An 18,139-nucleotide genomic window follows, 5' to 3' on the forward strand; every position below is an offset into this window, starting at 1 on the left:
TGCCTCGACAGGCCACGGGGGCGTGTCCCGGAACGCCCGGACGGAACGCCCGGCCGGTGGGGCCGGCCGGGTGGGCCCGGTCGGGGAATCCGTAACACGCACGTTGCACGCCGGGCCCTCGCGAAGCCGTATGATCGCCCCGACACCACTGCCCTTTCCCTTCTTTCAGGGGCGGTTTGGTGACCCTCCAACCACCCTGCCCGGGCACGGGCCTGCTTCGCCCTGCCCGTTCACCGTGAAAGGCGGCCTGCATGGTCTCTCGCGTACGCGTCTGGCTCAACCGCACGTACGCGGAGAACGTGTTCTTCATGGATCAGCTGCGGAGAAATCCCAGCGACCGCGCGGTCGAGATCCATGCGACGCACGGGGACGCGGACTCTCCCGTGCTGGCCGCCGCCGACACCGCCGAACTGGAGCCGGAGGGCCTGTCCCCGGCCGCCTACGTCGAGTACGCCCTCGCCCAGTGCCGGCGTCGCGGCATCGACGTGTTCGTGCCCCGGCTGCAGCAGGCGGCGATCGTCGAACACCGCGCCGAGTTCGAGGCCGTCGGCACGGCGCTGCTGGCGCCGCCGCCCCAGGCGGTGGCCGTCTTCGAGGACAAGGTGATCGCCTACGAGGCGGTCCAGGCGATCGGCGTGCCCGTGCCGCAGTGGTGGCGGGTCCGCACGGCGGACGAACTGGTGGCTGCCGTCGACGAGTTGGAGGCGGGCGGCCACAAGGCGTGCTTCAAGCCGGCGTCCGGCGCGGGCGGGGTCGGCTTCCGCGTCGTCACCCGCTCCCCCTTCGCGCTGGCGCACCTGAACGGCTTCCCGAGCCCGTACGTGCCGCTCGACCTGGTCGTCGAGGCGCTGGAGCGGGCCGAGGAGCCGGTGGACTGGCTGGTGATGCCGCGCCTGGAGCAGCCGGAGGTGTCGGTGGACTGCCTCACCGGCCCCGACAACCGGGTCCGGCTGGCGGTGGGCCGCACGAAGAACGGCCGTCGGCGCGGGTTCACGCTGCACGAGCAGTGGCTGGAGCCGGCGCGGCGCATCGCCGAGGGCTTCGGGCTGCACTACCTGTCGAACATCCAGTTCCGGATGTACGGCGACCGGCCGGTGCTGATGGACGTCAACACCCGCCCGGCCGGCGGCCTGCACCAGCTGTCGCTGTGCGGCGTCAACGCCCCTTGGGCGGCTGTGCAGTTGGCGCTCGGTGAGGACCCGGGCGAGATGGCGCCGCCGTTCCTGGGCCAGGACTACACGGTGGTGTCGGCGCCGCGTCCGCTGCGCGCGGTGTCGCTCCCGCAGCAGCGCGCGGAGGACACGGAGCCGCTGCTGCCCGCCGCCCCCGTCCCGGCGGCGGACACCGCGAGCACCCTGGACACCGCGAGCACCCTGGACACCGCGGCCACGGCGGAGGCGGTCGTCACCGAGACCGGCAGCCGCGCCACCGCACCTGCCTAGGCCCACCGTCACGCCCGGCTGACCGCTCACGGCAGGCGGCTGCTCGTCGGACGCTGTCCCCGGGACGCACGGCCGGCCCCGCGGGGAGACGCGATCTCGCCTTCCCGTGGGGCTGCGCCCGCTGCCGGCCCCGGACAACGCCCCACGGGTGGCAGGTGTGAATCGGCGGGGGCGGAAAATGGGTGTGCCTGGACGGCGCGCTGCCGCGACCATGGAGCGGACACGGACCGCCACCGATGAGAGATCACTCCCCATGCCTGTGCCCGCCGACCCCACGATCCTCCATCCGATGCCCGAGCAGCCGAGGGTGGTGCTGCTCAGACCACTGGTGAAGTCCCCGCTGATCGAGGTCGGGGAGTACTCCTATTACGACGACCCGGACGACCCGACCGCCTTCGAGACCCGCAACGTGCTCTACCACTACGGGCCGGAGAAGCTGATCATCGGCAGGTTCTGCGCGCTGGGTACGGGGGTGCGCTTCATCATGAACGGTGCCAACCACCGTATGGACGGCCCCTCCACCTTCCCCTTCCCCACCATGGGCGGCTCGTGGGCGGAACACTTCGACCTGCTCACCGGCCTGCCCGGCCGAGGGGACACCGTCGTCGGCAACGACGTCTGGTTCGGCCACGGCACGACGGTGATGCCCGGCGTGCGGATCGGACACGGAGCGATCATCGGCTCCGGCGCCGTGGTCACCGCGGACGTACCCGACTACGGGATCGTCGGCGGCAACCCGGCACGGCTCATCCGCACCCGGTACAGCGAAGAGGACGTCGCTCGGCTGCTTGCCGTGGCCTGGTGGGACTGGCCCGCGGAGCACATCACCGACCACGTGCGGACGATCATGTCGGGCAGCATCGCCGACCTGGAGGCCGCCGCCCCGGACACCCCGGATGCGTGACCCCGCTGCGGGAGTTGCCCCCGCCGGCGCATCGACGCCCTCACGGGAGCCGGAGACTTCTGGGCGGAGTGGGCTCGCATCTCTGGGTGAGGTGGCGTGCCGTTACCAGGCGGGGGAGATACGCCCGGAGGATCTGCCGATGATCGCCGCCGAGGCGCTCGCAGCCGGACTGGACACCCCGACGTTGCGCGAGCTCGCCGGCCTGCCTCGCAACGCGGACACCCGCGATGTCCGCGACGCGTTCGAGCAGGCACTCGCCGAGTCCGGGACCGGGTTGCCGGACCGGGCCCCGGCACGGCGCCACGCTCTGCGCCGGCTGGCGGCGAGACTCATCGACGGGGAGCTGACCCCTGCCGACCTGGCGACGGACGACCGGTGGGAGACGGAGGCCGAGACCGCTGCGGAGCGATCGTTCGTGGCGCTGATCCCGCACTGCGATTGCTGCATCGAGTACACGTTGGGGCTCGACCAGCAGACGTGGGCGGCCCGGCTGCGGAACGCCGCGATCGCCCTGACATCGTCTCCGCCTGTCGGCCCCGGATGCTGACCCCGCTGCCCGGCCGGCGACTTCTGCCGCCGGGCCACATCTTCATACCGGTCTGGACCAATCATGGCGCAGCATCTTGACACCATGATTGGTCCATACCAACTTTGGTTGCGCACCTTCGCACTTCCCTGCTTTCCCGCACACCCGTGCACTCCCGAACAACCCCCACTCCCCAGGGAGATCGCGTGCGCAACACACTCGGACGTCACAGACGTCGGCTTCTCGCCCTGCTCGGCTCCGCGGCCCTCGCGCTCGCCGGCGCCATCGCCCTCCCCGGCACGGCCCAAGCGGCCAACATCCTCACCAACCCCGGCTTCGAGTCGGGCGGCCTCTCCCCCTGGACCTGCACCGGCAACCTCGGCTCGGTCGTCTCCTCCCCCGTGCACAGCGGCTCCAAGGCCCTTCAGGGAGCGGTGACTTCGAGCGACGACGCGCAGTGCAGCCAGACCGTCGCGGTGCAGCCGAACACGACGTACAGCCTCAGCGGCTGGGTGCGCGGCTCCTACGTCTACCTCGGCGTGAACGGCGGCGCCTCCACCTGGACGACCTCGCCGTCGGCGTACAGCCAGCTGTCGGTGTCCTTCACGACCGGCGCCTCGCAGACGAGCGCCACCATCTACGTCCACGGCTGGTACGCCCAGGGCACCTACTACGCCGACGACATCAGCCTCGACGGGCCCGGCGGCGGCAGCTCCGACACCCAGGCGCCGACCGCGCCCACGGGGCTGACCTCCACCGGCAAGACGTCGTCCAGCGTGTCGCTGTCGTGGAACGCCTCGACGGACAACGTCGGCGTCACGGCGTACGACGTCTACAGCGGCTCCAACAGCGTGCTCAGCGTCTCCGGCACCAGCGCCACGGTCAGCGGGCTGTCGCCGAGCACCGCCTACACCTTCACCGTGAAGGCCCGGGACGCGGCCGGGAACAGCTCCGGGGCGTCCAACTCCGTGTCCGTGACGACCGACGCGGGCACCGGCACCGGCACCTCCTTCAAGCAGGCCGCGCCCTACCTCTACGAGGGCTGGGGCGACCCGCCGAGCCCGAGCACGGTGATGAGCGCGACCGGCGTCAAGTGGTTCACGATGGCGTTCGTGCTGGACTCCGCCGGCTGCACGCCCTCGTGGGACGGCAGCCGGCCGCTGACCGGCGGCGTCGACCAGAGCGCCATCAACGCCATCCGCTCCGCCGGCGGTGACATCATCCCGTCGTTCGGCGGCTGGCAGGGCAGCAAGCTCGGCGCCAACTGCTCCTCCGCGAGCGCGCTCGCCGGGGCCCTGCAGAAGGTGATCGACGCCTACTCGCTCAAGGCGATCGACATGGACATCGAGAACACGGACGAGTTCGAGAACGAGGCCGTGCAGGCGAAGATCCTGACCGCGCTGAAGACCGTCAAGGCCAACAACCCCGGTCTGAGGACGATCGTCACGTTCGGCACCTCGACCACCGGCCCGACGTACTACGGCAACCGGCTCATCGAGCAGGCGCAGTCGCTCGGCGCGAACATCGACGTCTTCACCATCATGCCGTTCGACTTCGGCGGCGGCTCCGACATGTACGGCAACACGGTGAACGCGGCCGAGGGCCTGAAGGCGAAGCTCAAGTCGACGTTCGGCTGGGACGACGCCACCGCCTACTCGCACATCGGCATCTCCGGCATGAACGGCCTGTCCGACCAGCAGGAGAACACCACTCCGGCGATCTGGACGCAAGTACGGGACTGGGCCAACAGCCACCACATCGCGCGGCTCGCGTTCTGGTCGGTCAACCGTGACCGGCCGTGCCCGGGCGGCGGCGTGGTGAGCAACTGCTCCGGCATCAGCCAGGACACCTGGCAGTTCACCTCGATCACGGCCGGCTTCACCGGCTGAGCCCCGCCGGCCCGCGGAAGCGCCGGCGCCGGGCCCCCGCGGCGGGAGGAATCACGACCGCCGCGGGGGCCCTACCGTGGTGCCACGGGACGGCACGCGGGGAGCGGCGCACGGGCGGGCCCGGTGAACCGGGGCCCGCCCGTCAGAGTCGGCCGCCCGTCAGAGTCGGCCGCCCGTCAGGGTCGGCCGCCCGTCAGGGTCGGCCGCCCGTCAGCCCGCTGCGGCGCGCCGCAGGCGCAGGGTCAGGATCTGGAAGGGGCGCAGCGCGACGGGGACGCCGTCGTCGACGGGCACCTCCTCCAGCGGCCGTTCCAGCAGATCGGTGATCTGGGCGCCGGCGAGCGGGAAGCCGGTGCGCAGCACGCCCCGGACGCGGCCGCCGCGGCACTCGTAGAGCCGTACCACGACGTCGCCGGAGGCGTCGTCGGCGAGCTTCACCGCCTCGACGGTCACGCCGTCGCCCCGCACGGAGACGACCGGTTCGGGCGCGCCCGCCGCGTCGGCCACCCGCAGCGGGAGGTTGAGGGCGTAGCCCTCGGCGACCGCGTCCTCGATGTCCGCGCCGGGCAGCAGGGAGTAGGTGAAGCGGTGGCGGCCCTGGTCGGCCCCCGGGTCCGGCACGCGCGGGGCGCGCACCAGGCTGAGGCCGACCGTGGTCGTCGTGCCGCCGTCCTCGCGGACGGTGCGGGTGACGTCGTGGCCGTACGTCGAGTCGTTGAGGACCGCGACGCCGTAGCCGGGCTCGGCGAGGTGCACCCAGCGGTGGCCGGAGACCTCGAAACGGGCCGCCTCCCAGCTGGTGTTGACGTGGGTGGGGCGCTGGACGTGGCCGAACTGGATCTCCGCCGAGGCGTGCGCGGCGCGGATGTCGACCGGGAAGCCCGCCTTGAGGATCTTCTCGGCCTCGTGCCAGTCGAGGTCGGTCTCGAAGTCGACGCGGGGGCTGCCGGCGCGCAGCGTGATCGTCTGGACGATCGTGGAGCCCTTGCCGAAGGACCGGGAGACCCGGATCGAGGCGAGCAGCGGGTCCTGCTCGACGACCTCGACGCTGGTGGCGTCCAGCAGGTCGGTGTACCGGTTGCGGTAGTGCTTGTCGATGTCCCAGGCGTCCCAGTAGTTGGGCAGGTCGGTGTGCAGGCGCAGCAGGTTGCCCGGGCCGGCCAGCACCTCGCGGTGGGCGCGCAGGTCGAACACGGAGGCCAGGGTGCCGTCCTCGGCCACCTCCACGCGGACCAGGCCGTTGTCGAGGACGCGGCCGTCCACCGTCACCGGCCGCGGCGGCTCGGCGACGGCGAGCGGCGCGCTGCCGTTCGCCGGCACCTCGACGTACGCCGGGACTCCGCCGGCCGTGCGGACGACCTCGGCCCGGTCGTAGGGGCTGGTGTTGAACGCCCGCGCTCCGCCGCCGCCCAGCGCGGCCACCGCCTCGCCGGCCAGTTCCTGCAACTCCTCCGCCACACGGGCGTATTCGGCCTCCGCCTCGCGGTGCACCCAGGCGATGGATGAGCCCGGCAGGATGTCGTGGAACTGGTGCAGCAGCACCGTCTTCCACAGCCGGTCCAGCCGCTCGTACGGGTAGGCGTAGCCCGGCGCGTGGAGCGCGGCCGTCGTCGCCCACAACTCGGCCTCGCGCAGCAGGTGTTCGGAGCGCCGGTTGCCCTGCTTGGTGCGGGCCTGGGAGGTGTAGGTGGCCCGGTGCAGCTCCAGGTACAGCTCGCCGACCCACACCGGCGCGTCCGGGTACTCCTCGCGGGCCTTGGCGAAGAAGGCGTCGGGGTGTTCGATCTCGACCCGGGGCGATCCCTCCAGGTCCCGGAGCCGGCGCGCCCGTTCCATGATCTCGCGGGTGGGTCCGCCGCCGCCGTCGCCCCAGCCGAACGGGGCCAGGGAACGACTGGCGCCGCCCTTCTCGGCGTAGTTGCGCACCGCGCGGGACATCTCCTCGCCGCTGAAGCGGGCGTTGTAGGTGTCGATGGGCGGGAAGTGGGTGAAGATGCGGGTGCCGTCGATGCCCTCCCACCAGAAGGTGTGGTGGGGGAACTTGTTGGTCTGGTTCCAGGAGATCTTCTGGGTGAGGAACCACTCGTTGCCGGCGAGCTTGGCGAGCTGCGGGTAGGCCGCGGTGTAGCCGAAGGAGTCGGGCAGCCAGACCCCCTTGGTCTCGATGCCGAAGTGTTCGAGGAAGAACCGCTTGCCGTGGACGAGCTGGCGGGCGATGGCCTCGCCGCCGGGCAGGTTGCCGTCGGCCTCCACCCACATGCCGCCGACGGGCGCCCACTGGCCCTTCTCGACCGACTTCCTGATCCGCTCCCACACCTGCGGGTGGTTGTCGCGCACCCACGCGTACTGCTGGGCCTGCGAGCAGGCGAAGACGAACTCCTCGTACTCCTCGGCCAGGGAGGTGACGTTGGAGAAGGTGCGGGCGGTCTTGCGCTTGGTCTCGCGGATCGGCCACAGCCAGGCGGAGTCGATGTGCGCGTGGCCGACGCCGGAGATCACGTGCGCGCTGGCGTGCGCGGGCTTGGCGAGCACCGGCCGTAGCGCCTCGCGCACGGCGGTGGCCGAGCCGGCGACGTCGTCGAGGTCCAGCAGGTCGAGGGCGCGGTCGAGGGCGTGCAGGATCTCGTGGCGGCGCGGGTCGTGCTCGGCGAGCTCCGCCATCAGCTCGCGCAGCACCTGCAGGTCGAGGTCGAGGTGCCAGACCTGCTCGTCGAGCACCGCCAGGTCGGCGCTGCGGAAGGTGTAGAGGGGCCGGTCGCCCGCGGTGAGGACGTCGCCGAGCGGGGTCGGGCGGGCGAAGTCGTCGGCCAGGATGTCGGGGTTGGAGGCGGCCTCGACGAGGTAGTGGACCTCCTCGCCGCCCGCCGCGGGGGCGGCGACGGGCACGTACTGGTTGAGCGGGTTGACCGCCTTCAGCGGCGTGCCGTCGGCGAGGTGGACCAGGGCCTCGGCCTGGTTGCCCGGCCAGCCGCCGACGAAGCCGAGGTCGATGACGGCCTCGACGCGCCGTCCGGCCCACTCGGCGGGCACCTGTCCGCGCATCCGGAACCAGGTGGTGCCCCAGGGCGGCCCCCAGGGGGTGTCCATGGCGAAGGGCTCGTAGGCGGCGGCCGCGGCCCGGTCGAACGGGACCGGCTCGCCCGGCGCCTGCCAGGCCTCGACCGCGAGGGGGACGGTGGCCGCGTAGACCGCGGGCTTGATGCGCTGGGTGTGGAGGCGCTGCGCGCGCTCCTCGATCCGGCGGCGTTCGTCGTGCATGAAGGGTCTCCAGGAAGCCAGGGAGCCGAGCGGAAGCCGGTTGAGAGCCGATGGTGAACCGATGGGCAGCCGGTGGGGAGCCGGCCGGGAAAGCGCTTTCCCGACGGGAGCCTACTTGAGGTACGCCAGTTCCGGATGCGCCGCGGTGTAGCCGTCGACCAGCCGCCGGGCCACGGTCACCGAGTCGACCAGCGGGTGCAGCGCGAACGCCTTCACCGCCGTCCCCCGCGAGCCGGACCCGGCCGCGGCGAGCACCTCGCGCTCGACCGCCTTCACCGCGCACACCAGTCCCGTCGCGTGGCCGGGCAGCGGGTCGACGGCGACCGGGTGCGCGCCGTTGGCGTCGACCAGGCAGGGCACCTCGATGACGGCCTCGGAGTCCAGCGCCGACAGGGTGGCGCGGTTGCGGACGTTGAGGATCAGGGTGGCGCGCTCGTCGCGGGCGATGGCCCGCATCAGGGCCAGGGCGACCTTCTCGTAGCCGCCGGAGAGGTCGTCGGCCTCGCGCTCACCGGCGCCGGCGGCCTCCCGGTTCTCCGCCATGTACGTCTCCTCGCGCTCGGCGCGGGTGCGTTCCCAGGCCTCCAGCGCCGACCCGTCCGGGCGGCCGGCCTCCTCGTAGAAGCGGGCCTGCTGGTCGCGCAGGAAGGCGCCGCGGGTCTGCTCCGCCTGCTGGTAGGCGCGTACGGTCTCGCGGTTGAAGTAGTAGTAGTGCAGGTATTCGTTGGGGACGGCGCCCAGGGAGCGCAGCCAGTCCGCGCCGAACAGCCGGCCCTCCTCGAAGGAGCCCAGCAGGCCGGGGTCGGCGAGCAGCCGCGGGAGTTCGTCGCGGCCGGCCACCCGCAGGCCGCGGACCCAGCCGAGGTGGTTGAGGCCGACGTAGTCGATCCACGCCTCCTTCGGGTCGGCGCCCAGCACGCGGGCGATCCGGCGGCCCAGGCCGACCGGCGAGTCGCAGATGCCGATGACGCGGTCGCCGAGGTGCCGCGACATGGCCTCGGTGACCAGGCCCGCCGGGTTGGTGAAGTTGATGACCCAGGCGTCGGGGGCGAGCCGGGCGACGCGCCGGGCGATGTCGACGGCGACCGGGACCGTGCGCAGCCCGTAGGCGATGCCGCCCGCGCCGACCGTCTCCTGGCCGAGGACGCCCTGCGCCAGCGCCACCCGCTCGTCCTCCGCCCGGCCCCGCAGGCCGCCGACCCGGATCGCCGAGAACACGAAGTCGGCGCCGCGCAGGGCCTCGTCGAGGTCGGTGGTGGCACTCACCTCGGGGGCGTCGGGCACGGCGGCGGCCTGCTCGGCGAGGACCCGGGTGACCGCGGCCAGCCGCCCGGCGTCCAGGTCGTGCAGCACGACCCGGGTCACCCGCCCCGGCGCGCGGTCCCCGAGCAGCGCCCCGTACACCAGCGGCACCCGGAACCCGCCGCCGCCCAGAATCGTCAGCCTCACTCCTGCACCTTTCCCGCCGGGACCGCCGCGCCGGCCCGCCTCCCGCGGGGAGGAACGGGCCGGCGGGGCGGCCGGCGCGTTCGTCACCACCACGTCCAGGTCCCGCCGCCCGCACGCCCCCGCCGTCCCCGTTCCCGGGGAACCCGCGGAGCCGGCGGGCAGGACGACCTTGCCACAGGCGGCGGCCACGGCCCGCCGCAACGGCCGCCGTGCCGACTGCCGTGCCGACTGCCGTGCCGGTCGCCCGCCCGCCCGCCGGAACGCGTCCCTCGATACGCGGTGGCGGTCGCCCGCGGCGGCGCGCGTGAGATCATCCGTCCATGAGCGGCGATGTGGAAGTGAGTGCTCTGGCGATCAACGTCACGATCCCGCAGGCGCTCCGCTGGACGGACACTCGACGCGGTGAAGCGTTCACGCTGACCACACTCAACGTCCGGCTCCTCCCGGACGGTCGCCTCGCCGTGAAGGCTTACGGCAGACCAGTCGATGGTGGTCGGGGCGCGTACGTCTCGTTCCCGGTCCCCGACAAACCCGAACTGGCGGCCCTGGCCGCCGACGCTGCCGGCCGTGCCGGGGCGCTGTGGGCAGCCCATCGTGGTCTCGCCTGAAGCCTGGTTCGAGCCGACGGCGGACGGCGGCAGACCCGGATCTCGTCTGTGATGTGGCGGTTCGGGACGGGCTCGCAGTGGCGGGAGAGTCCCTGAGCGGAAGCAGCAGGGCGTGGGGGACGCCGGGGCGTGGAAAGCGGGCACCGCGCTGTGGAAGTCTCGGCCGATTCGCACTATTCATGCGGTGAACTCACCTGCGCCGCAAGGACTTTCCTTGTTTTAAGTCTTGACGACCGGAGGGATGGAGAGCACATTGGGGCCACTTTGAGAGCGCTCTCACACTGCTCCCGAAGGCACCAGGCACCCCACGCATGGAACTCCGCATGGAACCCCGTACCCGAGAGGCACCCCACATGAGTGACACCTCCGGCACGTACCGCAGACGGCGCCCGCTGCGGCGGGTGCTCGTCGCCGTCCTCGGCACGCTCGGCCTGACGGCCGCCGCCACCACCATCGCCGTACCGTCCGCGAACGCCTCCGCGCCCACGCCGCCGTCGGGCTGGACGCAGGTGTTCCTGGACGACTTCAACGGCGCCGCCGGCTCCGGCGTCAACACCGCGAACTGGCTCTACGACACCGGGACTTCCTACCCGGGCGGCGCCGCCAACTGGGGCACCGGCGAGGTCGAGACGATGACGAACAGCACGAGCAACGTCTCGCTCGACGGCAACGGCAACCTGCGCATCACCCCGCTGCGCGCCCCCTCCGGCCGCTGGACCTCAGGCCGCATCGAGACCCAGCGCACCGACTTCCAGCCGCCGTCGGGCGGCAAGCTGCGCGTCGAGGCGCGCCTCCAGATGCCGAACGTCACCGGCACCGCGGCGGAGGGTTACTGGCCGGCGTTCTGGATGCTGGGCGCCCCCTTCCGCGGCAACTACCAGAACTGGCCGGGCGTCGGCGAGCTGGACATCATGGAGAACGTCCAGGGCCTGAACAAGGTCTGGGCGACGATGCACTGCGGCACCAACCCGGGCGGCCCCTGCAACGAGACGTCCGGCATCGGCAACTCCGTCGCGTGTCCGAACACCACCTGCCAGTCGGGCTTCCACACCTACGCCATGGAGTGGGACCGCTCGGTGAGCCCGGAGGCGATCCGCTTCTACGTCGACGGCGTCAACTACCACACGGTGACGGCCAGTCAGATGGACGCGACGACATGGGCCAACGCCACCAACCACGGCTTCTTCGTCATCCTGAACGTGGCGATGGGCGGCGGCTTCCCGGACGCCTTCGGCGGCGGCCTGGACGCCGACACCCAGCCGGGCCATCCCATGGTCGTCGACTATGTCCAGGTCCTCCAGGCGGGCGGTGGGAGCGGTACCACACCGCCGCCCTCCGGCAACCGTGACGCCTACAGCGCCATCCAGGCCGAGTCCTACGACAGCCAGTCCGGCGTAGTCACCGAGACCACCTCCGACACCGGCGGCGGCCAGGACATCGGCTACCTCGCCAATGGCGACTGGGCCCTGTACAAGGGCGTCAACTTCGGCTCCACGGCGGCCACTCAGTTCTTCGCGAGGGTGGCCAGCGGCGCCGCGTCCGGGGTCAGCGGCCTGGTCGAGGTACGGCTGGACAGCCGCACCAGCACCCCGGTCGGCAGTTTCGCGCTGGCCAACACGGGCGGCTGGCAGACCTGGAAGACGGTCCCGGCCAACATCAGTGCGGTGACCGGCACGCACGACGTGTACCTCACCTTCTCCAGCGGCCAGCCGTCCGACTTCGTCAACGTCAACTGGTTCGACTTCGGCCACTGACCGGCCACTGACCGGCCGTGGACCGGCCGTGGACCGGCGGCCACTGACCGGCCGCCGTACGGCCACCGGCCCGCCGCCGTACGGCCGCCGACCGGCCGGTCACGGCCCGGTCGCGGCCCGTGAGGGGGCTCCACGCGTGCGTGGAGCCCCCTTCCCGCGCATCAGCGCATCTCCGTCCGGAACGCCGCCGGAGTCACATCCGTGTGCTGCTGGAAGAACTTGGAGAAGTTCGCGGCGTCCGGGAAGCCGACCGCGGCGCCGACGCGGCCGATGGGCAGGTCGGTGTGGGCCAGCAGCCGCTTGGCCTCCAGGACGACCCGTTTGTCGATGAAGCCCTTGGGCGTCTCGCCGGTGGCGGCGCGCACCGCGCGCACGAGGGTGCGGCGGGAGTAGCCGAGGGCGTCGGCGTAGGCGCTGACGCTGTGGTTGGTGGCGAAGTCCTCCTCCACCGCGTCCCGGAAGAGCGTGAACGTCGTGTCGGCCTGCCGGCGTGCCGCCTCCGCGGAGTTCGCCGCCAGGTGCGCGAGCCGCAGCAGGAACGCCGTGAGCGAGTGGCGCAGCACCGCCGTGTGCAGGCCCGGCGGCAGCGTGGCCGTGTCCTCGTACTCGCGCCGCAACTGGTCCAGGGAGTCGCGCAGACCGGTCAGCCGGGCGCCGTCGGGGCGCAGCAGCGGCGGCAGGTCGTAGCGGTACAGGCCGGTCTCCTCCACCGTGGCGCGGGGCAGGAAGCCGGGTTGCATGGTCAGGACGGTTCCGCGGTACTCGTCCGACTCGGAGAAGCGGTGGACCTGTCCGGGTCGGATCCACAGCAGGTCTCCGGCCGTCGCCCGGTACTCGGCGAAGTCGACCATGTGCCGGACCGGGCCCTCGCTGAACAGCATGACGACGTGGAAGTCGATGCGGTGCACCCGGTGCGGGGACGCGGCGGAGTGCCAGGTGGGGTCCGCGCCCATCGGGCCCACCCGCATGCCTACTCCGCCGACGCTCAGCTCGACCGGGAAGGGGAACGTCCTGATTCCACCGTCGTCGCCGTCCGCGCCGTCCTCGCCGGCTCTCCCTCGGATGCTGCCGTCCGCCATGTCCTTCCCGTCCCGCCCCGCCGACGTAACCGCTCGTGCCGACGTTCCCGCTCGTGCCCACGTTCCCGCTCGTGCCCACGTTCCCGCTCGTGCCGATGCTCTCTCCGGTGTCCCACTTTCACCACAGGCTGGCACAGCGGCACCTTCCCCCGTAAAAGTCAGACTTTTAAGTTTGAACGCGTTCGTCAGCCCCCTTCGCTCGGATCGAGGATTTCTTGAAGATGAGCACGCAGATTGCGGACCGCTTGGAATGGACCGAACTCGACCGGCGTGCCGTCGACACCGCGCGCCTGCTGGCGGCCGACGCCGTGCAGAAGGTGGGGAACGGCCACCCGGGCACCGCCATGAGCCTGGCGCCGGCGGCGTACACGATCTTTCAGAAGGTGATGCGTCACGATCCGGCCGACCCGGAGTGGACCGGCCGCGACCGTTTCGTGCTGTCCCCCGGGCACACCTCGCTGACCCTCTACACCCAGCTCTACCTCGCCGGGTACGAACTCGGCCTGGACGACCTGAAGGCCTTCCGCACCCACGGCTCGAAGACCCCCGGCCACCCGGAGTACGGGCACACGGCCGGCGTCGAGACCACCACCGGCCCGCTGGGCCAGGGCGTCGCCAACGCCGTCGGCATGGCGATGGCGGCCCGCTACGAGCGCGGTCTGTTCGACCCCGGGGCCCCCGACGGCGCCTCCCCCTTCGACCACACCGTCTGGGCGATCGTCTCCGACGGCGACCTGGAGGAGGGCGTCTCCGCGGAGGCGTCCTCGCTGGCCGGGCACCAGAAGCTCGGCAACCTCGTCCTGCTGTACGACGACAACCACATCTCCATCGAGGGCGACACCGCGACCGCGTTCTCCGAGGACGTGCTGGGGCGGTACGCGGCCTACGGCTGGCACACCCAGCGCATCGAGCCGGCCGGGAACGGCGACGTCGACGTGCACGCCCTGTACGCGGCGCTGCGGGCGGCGCGGGCCGAGACCGGGCGCCCGTCCATCATCGCGATGCGGACGATCATCGCCTGGCCCGCGCCGCACGCCCAGAACACCGAGGCCGCGCACGGCTCGGCGCTCGGCGCGGACGAGGTCGCCGCCACCAAGCGCGTCCTCGGCTTCGACCCCGAGCGCGCCTTCCAGGTGGACGACGAGGTCCTCGCCCACACCCGGGGCGCCCTCGACCGCGGCGCGGAGGCGCACGCCGCCTGGGACAAGCGGCTGGACGAGTGGCGCGGCGCGAATGCCGAGCGGGCGGAGCTGTTCGACCGGATCGTCGCCGGACGGCTGCCCGACGGCTGGAAGGACGTCCTGCCGGTGTTCGAGGAGGGCAAGGCGGTCGCCACCCGTGCCGCGTCCGGCAAGGTGCTGCAGGCGCTCGGCGCGGTGATCCCCGAGCTGTGGGGCGGCTCCGCCGACCTGGCCGGCTCCAACAACACCACCATCGACAAGACGTCGTCGTTCCTGCCGGCGGGCAACCCGCTGCCGGAGGCCGACCCGTACGGCCGCACGATCCACTTCGGCATCCGCGAGTTCTCGATGGCCGCGGAGATGAACGGCATCGCGCTGCACGGCAACACCCGGATCTACGGCGGCACCTTCCTCGTCTTCTCCGACTACATGCGCAACGCCGTACGCATGTCGGCGCTGATGCAGCTGCCGGTGACGTACGTGTGGACGCACGACTCCATCGGCCTCGGCGAGGACGGCCCCACCCACCAGCCCGTCGAGCACCTGGCGTCGCTGCGCGCGATCCCCGGCCTGAACGTGGTCCGCCCGGCGGACGCCAACGAGACCGCCGTCGCCTGGGCCGAGATCCTCGAGCGGCACGCCACCCGCCCCGCCCCGCACGGGCTCGCGCTGACCCGCCAGGGCGTGCCGGCGTACGCGCCGAACCCGGACGCGGCCAAGGGCGGCTACGTGCTGCGCGAGTCGTCCACGACGGCCCCCGAGGTGATCCTGATCGCCACCGGTTCCGAGGTGCAGCTCGCGGTGGCGGCGTGCGAACTGCTGGAGGCCGACGGCGTCGGCACCCGGGTGGTGTCGATGCCGTCCGTGGAGTGGTTCGAGGAGCAGCCGCGCGAGTACCGCGAGCGGGTGCTGCCGCCGCGGGTGCGGGCGCGGGTCGCCGTCGAGGCGGGGATCGGGCTGACCTGGCACCGCTTCGTGGGCGACGCCGGCCGCATCGTCTCCCTGGAGCACTTCGGCGCCTCCGCGGCCGCCGGGACCCTGTTCGCCGAGTTCGGCTTCACCCCGGAGAACGTGGTCGCCGCCGCCCGGGAATCGCTGGCCGCCGCCCGCGGTTGACGCGAGCGCGAGGAAGAAGATGATCAAGAAGAAGATGATCACTGTGAGCGATGCGACCGCGGCCGCGGGAGCGCTCGAGTCCGGGGCGCCGCGGCAGAACCTGCCGGACGCGGTGACGAAATCCATGAAGCACAAGGGAGTTGATGCCGCATGAGCGCCACTCCGCTGGCAGAGGTGACGGCTCCGGCCACCGGATGGGACAACCCGCTGCGGGACGCCCGTGACCGCCGGCTGCCCCGCGTCGCGGGCCCGTCCGGCCTGGTCATCTTCGGCGTCACCGGCGACCTGTCCCGCAAGAAGCTGATGCCGGCCGTGTACGACCTCGCCAACCGGGGCCTGCTGCCGCCGGGCTTCTCGCTCGTCGGCTTCGCCCGCCGCGACTGGGAGGACCAGGACTTCGCGCAGGTCGTCCACGACGCCGTGCGCGACCACGCCCGTACGCCGTTCCGTGAGGAGGTCTGGCAGCAGCTCGCCGAGGGCATGCGGTTCATCCCCGGCGACTTCGACGACGACACGGCGTTCAAGCAGCTGCGGCAGACCGTCGACCAGCTCGACAGGGCCCGCGGCACGAGCGGCAACTACGCCTTCTACCTGTCCGTGCCGCCGAAGTTCTTCCCGAAGGTCGTGCGGCAGCTGAAGAAGCACGGGCTGGCCGACGCCCCGGAGGGGTCCTGGCGGCGCGCGGTCATCGAGAAGCCGTTCGGCCACGACCTGGCGAGCGCGCGTGAGCTGAACGCGATCGTGCACGACGTGTTCGAGCCGGACCAGGTCTTCCGCATCGACCACTACCTGGGCAAGGAGACCGTCCAGAACATCCTGGCGCTGCGCTTCGCCAACCAGCTCTTCGAGCCGGTGTGGAACCGGTCGTACGTGGACCACGTGCAGATCACGATGGCCGAGGACATCGGCATCGGCGGCCGGGCCGGCTACTACGACGGCATCGGCTCGGCCCGTGACGTCATCCAGAACCACCTGCTGCAGCTGATGGCGCTGACCGCCATGGAGGAGCCCGCCTCCTTCGACGCGCCGTCGCTGCTCACGGAGAAGCTGAAGGTCCTCCGGGCCGTGAAGCTGCCGGAGGACCTGGACCGGCACACGGTGCGGGCGCAGTACACGGGCGCCTGGCAGGGCGGCGAGAAGGTGCGCGGCTACCTGGAGGAGGACGGTATCGACCCGGCCTCCGCCACCGACACCTACGCGGCGGTCCGGCTGAACGTCGACAACCGCCGCTGGGCGGGCGTCCCCTTCTACCTGCGCACCGGCAAGCGGCTGGGCCGCCGGGTCACCGAGATCGCGGTGGTGTTCCAGCGGGCGCCGCACTCCCCCTTCGACTCCACGGCGACGGAGGAGCTGGGCCAGAACGCGATCGTCATCCGGGTCCAGCCGGACGAGGGCGTCACCGTCCGCTTCGGCTCGAAGGTGCCGGGCACCTCGATGGAGATCCGCGACGTGACCATGGACTTCGCCTACGGCGAGTCGTTCACCGAGTCCAGCCCGGAGGCGTACGAGCGCCTCATCCTGGACGTGCTGCTCGGCGACGCCAACCTCTTCCCCCGTCACCAGGAGGTGGAAGAGTCGTGGCGGATCCTCGACCCGATCGAGGAACACTGGGCGACCAACGGCAGGCCCGCGCGGTACGCCGCGGGCAGCTGGGGACCCGGGGAAGCCGACGAGATGCTCGCACGAGACGGACGGAGCTGGCGCAGGCCATGAAGATCGACCTGACGGACACCACGGCAAGCAAGATCAACAAGGCGTTGGTGCAGGGTCGCCGCGCCCTAGGCACACCCGCCGTGGGCATGGTGCTGACGATGGTCATCGTCACGGACGAGGAGAACGCCTACGACTCGATCAAGGCGGCCGAGGAGGCCTCGCACGAGCATCCCTCGCGCACCCTGGTCGTCATCAAGCGGCACGCCCGCACCCCGCGCGACCGCCACAACTCCCACCTCGACGCCGAGGTGCGGGTGGGCGCCGACGCGGGCACCGGCGAGACCGTCGTCCTGCGCACGTACGGCGAGGTGTCCGAGCACGCCGACTCCGTCGTCCTGCCGCTGCTGCTGCCCGACGCGCCGGTCGTCGTGTGGTGGCCGGCGGAGGCGCCGGAGGAACCCGCCAAGGACCCGCTGGGCGCCCTCGCGCAGCGCAGGATCACCGACCTGTACGCCGCCGAGAACCCGCTGGAGGCCCTCCGGGCCCACGCCCGCTCCTACGCCCCCGGCGACACCGACCTGGCCTGGACCCGGCTGACCCCGTGGCGTTCCATGCTGGCCGCGGCCCTGGACCAGGCCCGGACGAAAATCGTGTCGGGCGCGGTGGAGGCCGAGGCCGACAACCCGGCCGCCGAGCTGCTGGCGCGCTGGCTGGAGGCGCGGCTGCATGTGAAGATCGACCGGATCGTCACCGCCGGCCCGGTGGTCACCGCGGTGCGCCTGGGCACCCAGCAGGGCGAGATCGTCATCGACCGCCCCGAGGGCCCGCTGGCCACGCTGACCCTGCCGCACCAGCCCTCCCGCACCCTCGCGCTGAAGGTCCGCACCACCTCCGAGCTCATCGCCGAGGAACTGCGCCGCCTCGACGCGGACGAGATGTACGCCGTCGCCCTGCGCGGCGAGTCCCCCAAGGAGAACGCCTCTCATGTCTGACGCCCCCCAGCTCACCCGGCGGCCCGAGTGGACCGCCCTGCAGGACCACCGCGCCCAGCGACAGCCGCACCTGCGCGAGCTGTTCGCCTCGGACCCGGGGCGTGCGCAGCGGTACGTCGTCCGCGTGGGCGACCTGCGCATCGACTACTCCAAGCACCTGATCACCGACGAGACCCTGGCCCTGCTGCAGGAACTGGCCGCCGCCACCGACGTGTTCGGCCTGCGCGACGCCATGTTCCGCGGCGAGAAGATCAACACGACGGAGGACCGGGCGGTGCTGCACACCGC

General features: G+C 72.1%; 13 protein-coding genes and 1 pseudogene. 11 read left to right on the plus strand and 3 right to left on the minus strand.

All coding sequences use genetic code 11. The features are described from left to right. Nucleotides 1-251: 251 nt before the first annotated feature. From ACH4ZX_RS18130 to ACH4ZX_RS18145, 4 genes are all read left to right on the plus strand, one after another. A complete protein-coding gene (locus ACH4ZX_RS18130; RefSeq protein WP_398273208.1) occupies nucleotides 252-1,442 on the plus strand; it encodes an ATP-grasp domain-containing protein in 1,191 nt (396 codons plus the stop codon). A gap of 253 nt (nucleotides 1,443-1,695) precedes the next feature. Continuing rightward, on the plus strand, nucleotides 1,696-2,346 hold the full coding sequence (locus tag ACH4ZX_RS18135) for a CatB-related O-acetyltransferase (protein ID WP_398273210.1): 651 nt from the start codon (nucleotides 1,696-1,698) through the stop codon (nucleotides 2,344-2,346). A gap of 139 nt (nucleotides 2,347-2,485) precedes the next feature. Further along, nucleotides 2,486-2,893 carry a hypothetical protein gene (locus ACH4ZX_RS18140; protein ID WP_398273212.1) on the plus strand — a complete coding sequence of 136 codons (408 nt, stop codon included), beginning with the start codon at nucleotides 2,486-2,488 and terminating at the stop codon, nucleotides 2,891-2,893. A gap of 185 nt (nucleotides 2,894-3,078) precedes the next feature. Next, on the plus strand, nucleotides 3,079-4,761 hold the full coding sequence (locus ACH4ZX_RS18145; protein ID WP_398273214.1) for a carbohydrate binding domain-containing protein: 1,683 nt from the start codon (nucleotides 3,079-3,081) through the stop codon (nucleotides 4,759-4,761). A 210-nt stretch (nucleotides 4,762-4,971) separates the two neighbouring features. Here ACH4ZX_RS18145 and ACH4ZX_RS18150 read toward each other — a convergent pair whose 3' ends face one another. Together ACH4ZX_RS18150 and ACH4ZX_RS18155 are read right to left on the minus strand one after the other, a co-directional pair. Further along, nucleotides 4,972-8,019: an alpha-mannosidase gene (locus ACH4ZX_RS18150; protein WP_398273216.1), complete on the minus strand. Its 3,048-nt coding sequence runs from the start codon at nucleotides 8,017-8,019 to the stop codon at nucleotides 4,972-4,974. Between the two features lie 111 nt (nucleotides 8,020-8,130). Then, nucleotides 8,131-9,468 (minus strand): 6-phospho-beta-glucosidase, encoded by a 1,338-nt coding sequence (locus ACH4ZX_RS18155; protein ID WP_398273218.1) that lies wholly within the window; start codon nucleotides 9,466-9,468, stop codon nucleotides 8,131-8,133. 320 nt (nucleotides 9,469-9,788) lie between these two features. Here ACH4ZX_RS18155 and ACH4ZX_RS18160 point away from each other — a divergent pair, with 320 nt between their 5' ends. Both ACH4ZX_RS18160 and ACH4ZX_RS18165 read left to right on the plus strand, forming a co-directional pair. Further along, on the plus strand, nucleotides 9,789-10,076 hold the full coding sequence (locus ACH4ZX_RS18160; protein ID WP_398273220.1) for a hypothetical protein: 288 nt from the start codon (nucleotides 9,789-9,791) through the stop codon (nucleotides 10,074-10,076). A 353-nt stretch (nucleotides 10,077-10,429) separates the two neighbouring features. Further along, entirely contained in the window at nucleotides 10,430-11,830 is a 1,401-nt protein-coding gene (locus tag ACH4ZX_RS18165) for a glycoside hydrolase family 16 protein (protein ID WP_398273222.1), read from the plus strand. A 161-nt stretch (nucleotides 11,831-11,991) separates the two neighbouring features. On the opposite strand, the gene ACH4ZX_RS18170 is transcribed toward ACH4ZX_RS18165, so the two are convergent. Further along, nucleotides 11,992-12,909 (minus strand): AraC family transcriptional regulator, encoded by a 918-nt coding sequence (locus ACH4ZX_RS18170; protein WP_398273223.1) that lies wholly within the window; start codon nucleotides 12,907-12,909, stop codon nucleotides 11,992-11,994. Nucleotides 12,910-13,130: 221 nt separating this feature from the next. Here ACH4ZX_RS18170 and tkt point away from each other — a divergent pair, with 221 nt between their 5' ends. The 5 genes and pseudogenes from tkt to ACH4ZX_RS18195 all read left to right on the plus strand — a co-directional run. Then, on the plus strand, nucleotides 13,131-15,206 hold the full coding sequence (gene tkt / locus ACH4ZX_RS18175; protein WP_398273225.1) for a transketolase: 2,076 nt from the start codon (nucleotides 13,131-13,133) through the stop codon (nucleotides 15,204-15,206). Nucleotides 15,207-15,225: 19 nt separating this feature from the next. Then, nucleotides 15,226-15,360 (plus strand): hypothetical protein, encoded by a 135-nt coding sequence (locus ACH4ZX_RS18180; protein ID WP_398273227.1) that lies wholly within the window; start codon nucleotides 15,226-15,228, stop codon nucleotides 15,358-15,360. Then, nucleotides 15,357-16,919: a glucose-6-phosphate dehydrogenase gene (gene zwf, locus ACH4ZX_RS18185; RefSeq protein WP_398273229.1), complete on the plus strand. Its 1,563-nt coding sequence runs from the start codon at nucleotides 15,357-15,359 to the stop codon at nucleotides 16,917-16,919. Before ACH4ZX_RS18180 ends, zwf begins: the two co-directional genes overlap by 4 nt. Then, complete coding sequence (gene opcA / locus ACH4ZX_RS18190) at nucleotides 16,916-17,851, plus strand: glucose-6-phosphate dehydrogenase assembly protein OpcA (RefSeq protein ID WP_398273231.1); 936 nt, start codon at nucleotides 16,916-16,918, stop codon at nucleotides 17,849-17,851. Before zwf ends, opcA begins: the two co-directional genes overlap by 4 nt. Next, nucleotides 17,844-18,139 (plus strand): annotated as a pseudogene (locus tag ACH4ZX_RS18195) (glucose-6-phosphate isomerase); the annotation flags it as partial. The gene opcA and the pseudogene ACH4ZX_RS18195, both read left to right, overlap by 8 nt.

This window comes from Streptomyces sp. NPDC020490, assembly GCF_044335305.1.
Lineage (GTDB): Bacteria > Actinomycetota > Actinomycetes > Streptomycetales > Streptomycetaceae > Streptomyces.

Coding starts and splice junctions, on each gene's coding strand:
- ACH4ZX_RS18180 (WP_398273227.1), top strand. CDS start 15,226: ATGATCAAGAAGAAGATGATCACTGTGAGCGATGCGACCGCGGCCGCG.
- ACH4ZX_RS18140 (WP_398273212.1), top strand. CDS start 2,486: ATGATCGCCGCCGAGGCGCTCGCAGCCGGACTGGACACCCCGACGTTG.
- zwf (WP_398273229.1), top strand. CDS start 15,357: ATGAGCGCCACTCCGCTGGCAGAGGTGACGGCTCCGGCCACCGGATGG.
- ACH4ZX_RS18150 (WP_398273216.1), bottom strand. CDS start 8,019: ATGCACGACGAACGCCGCCGGATCGAGGAGCGCGCGCAGCGCCTCCAC.
- ACH4ZX_RS18160 (WP_398273220.1), top strand. CDS start 9,789: ATGAGCGGCGATGTGGAAGTGAGTGCTCTGGCGATCAACGTCACGATC.
- opcA (WP_398273231.1), top strand. CDS start 16,916: ATGAAGATCGACCTGACGGACACCACGGCAAGCAAGATCAACAAGGCG.
- tkt (WP_398273225.1), top strand. CDS start 13,131: ATGAGCACGCAGATTGCGGACCGCTTGGAATGGACCGAACTCGACCGG.
- ACH4ZX_RS18170 (WP_398273223.1), bottom strand. CDS start 12,909: ATGGCGGACGGCAGCATCCGAGGGAGAGCCGGCGAGGACGGCGCGGAC.
- ACH4ZX_RS18135 (WP_398273210.1), top strand. CDS start 1,696: ATGCCTGTGCCCGCCGACCCCACGATCCTCCATCCGATGCCCGAGCAG.
- ACH4ZX_RS18130 (WP_398273208.1), top strand. CDS start 252: ATGGTCTCTCGCGTACGCGTCTGGCTCAACCGCACGTACGCGGAGAAC.
- ACH4ZX_RS18165 (WP_398273222.1), top strand. CDS start 10,430: ATGAGTGACACCTCCGGCACGTACCGCAGACGGCGCCCGCTGCGGCGG.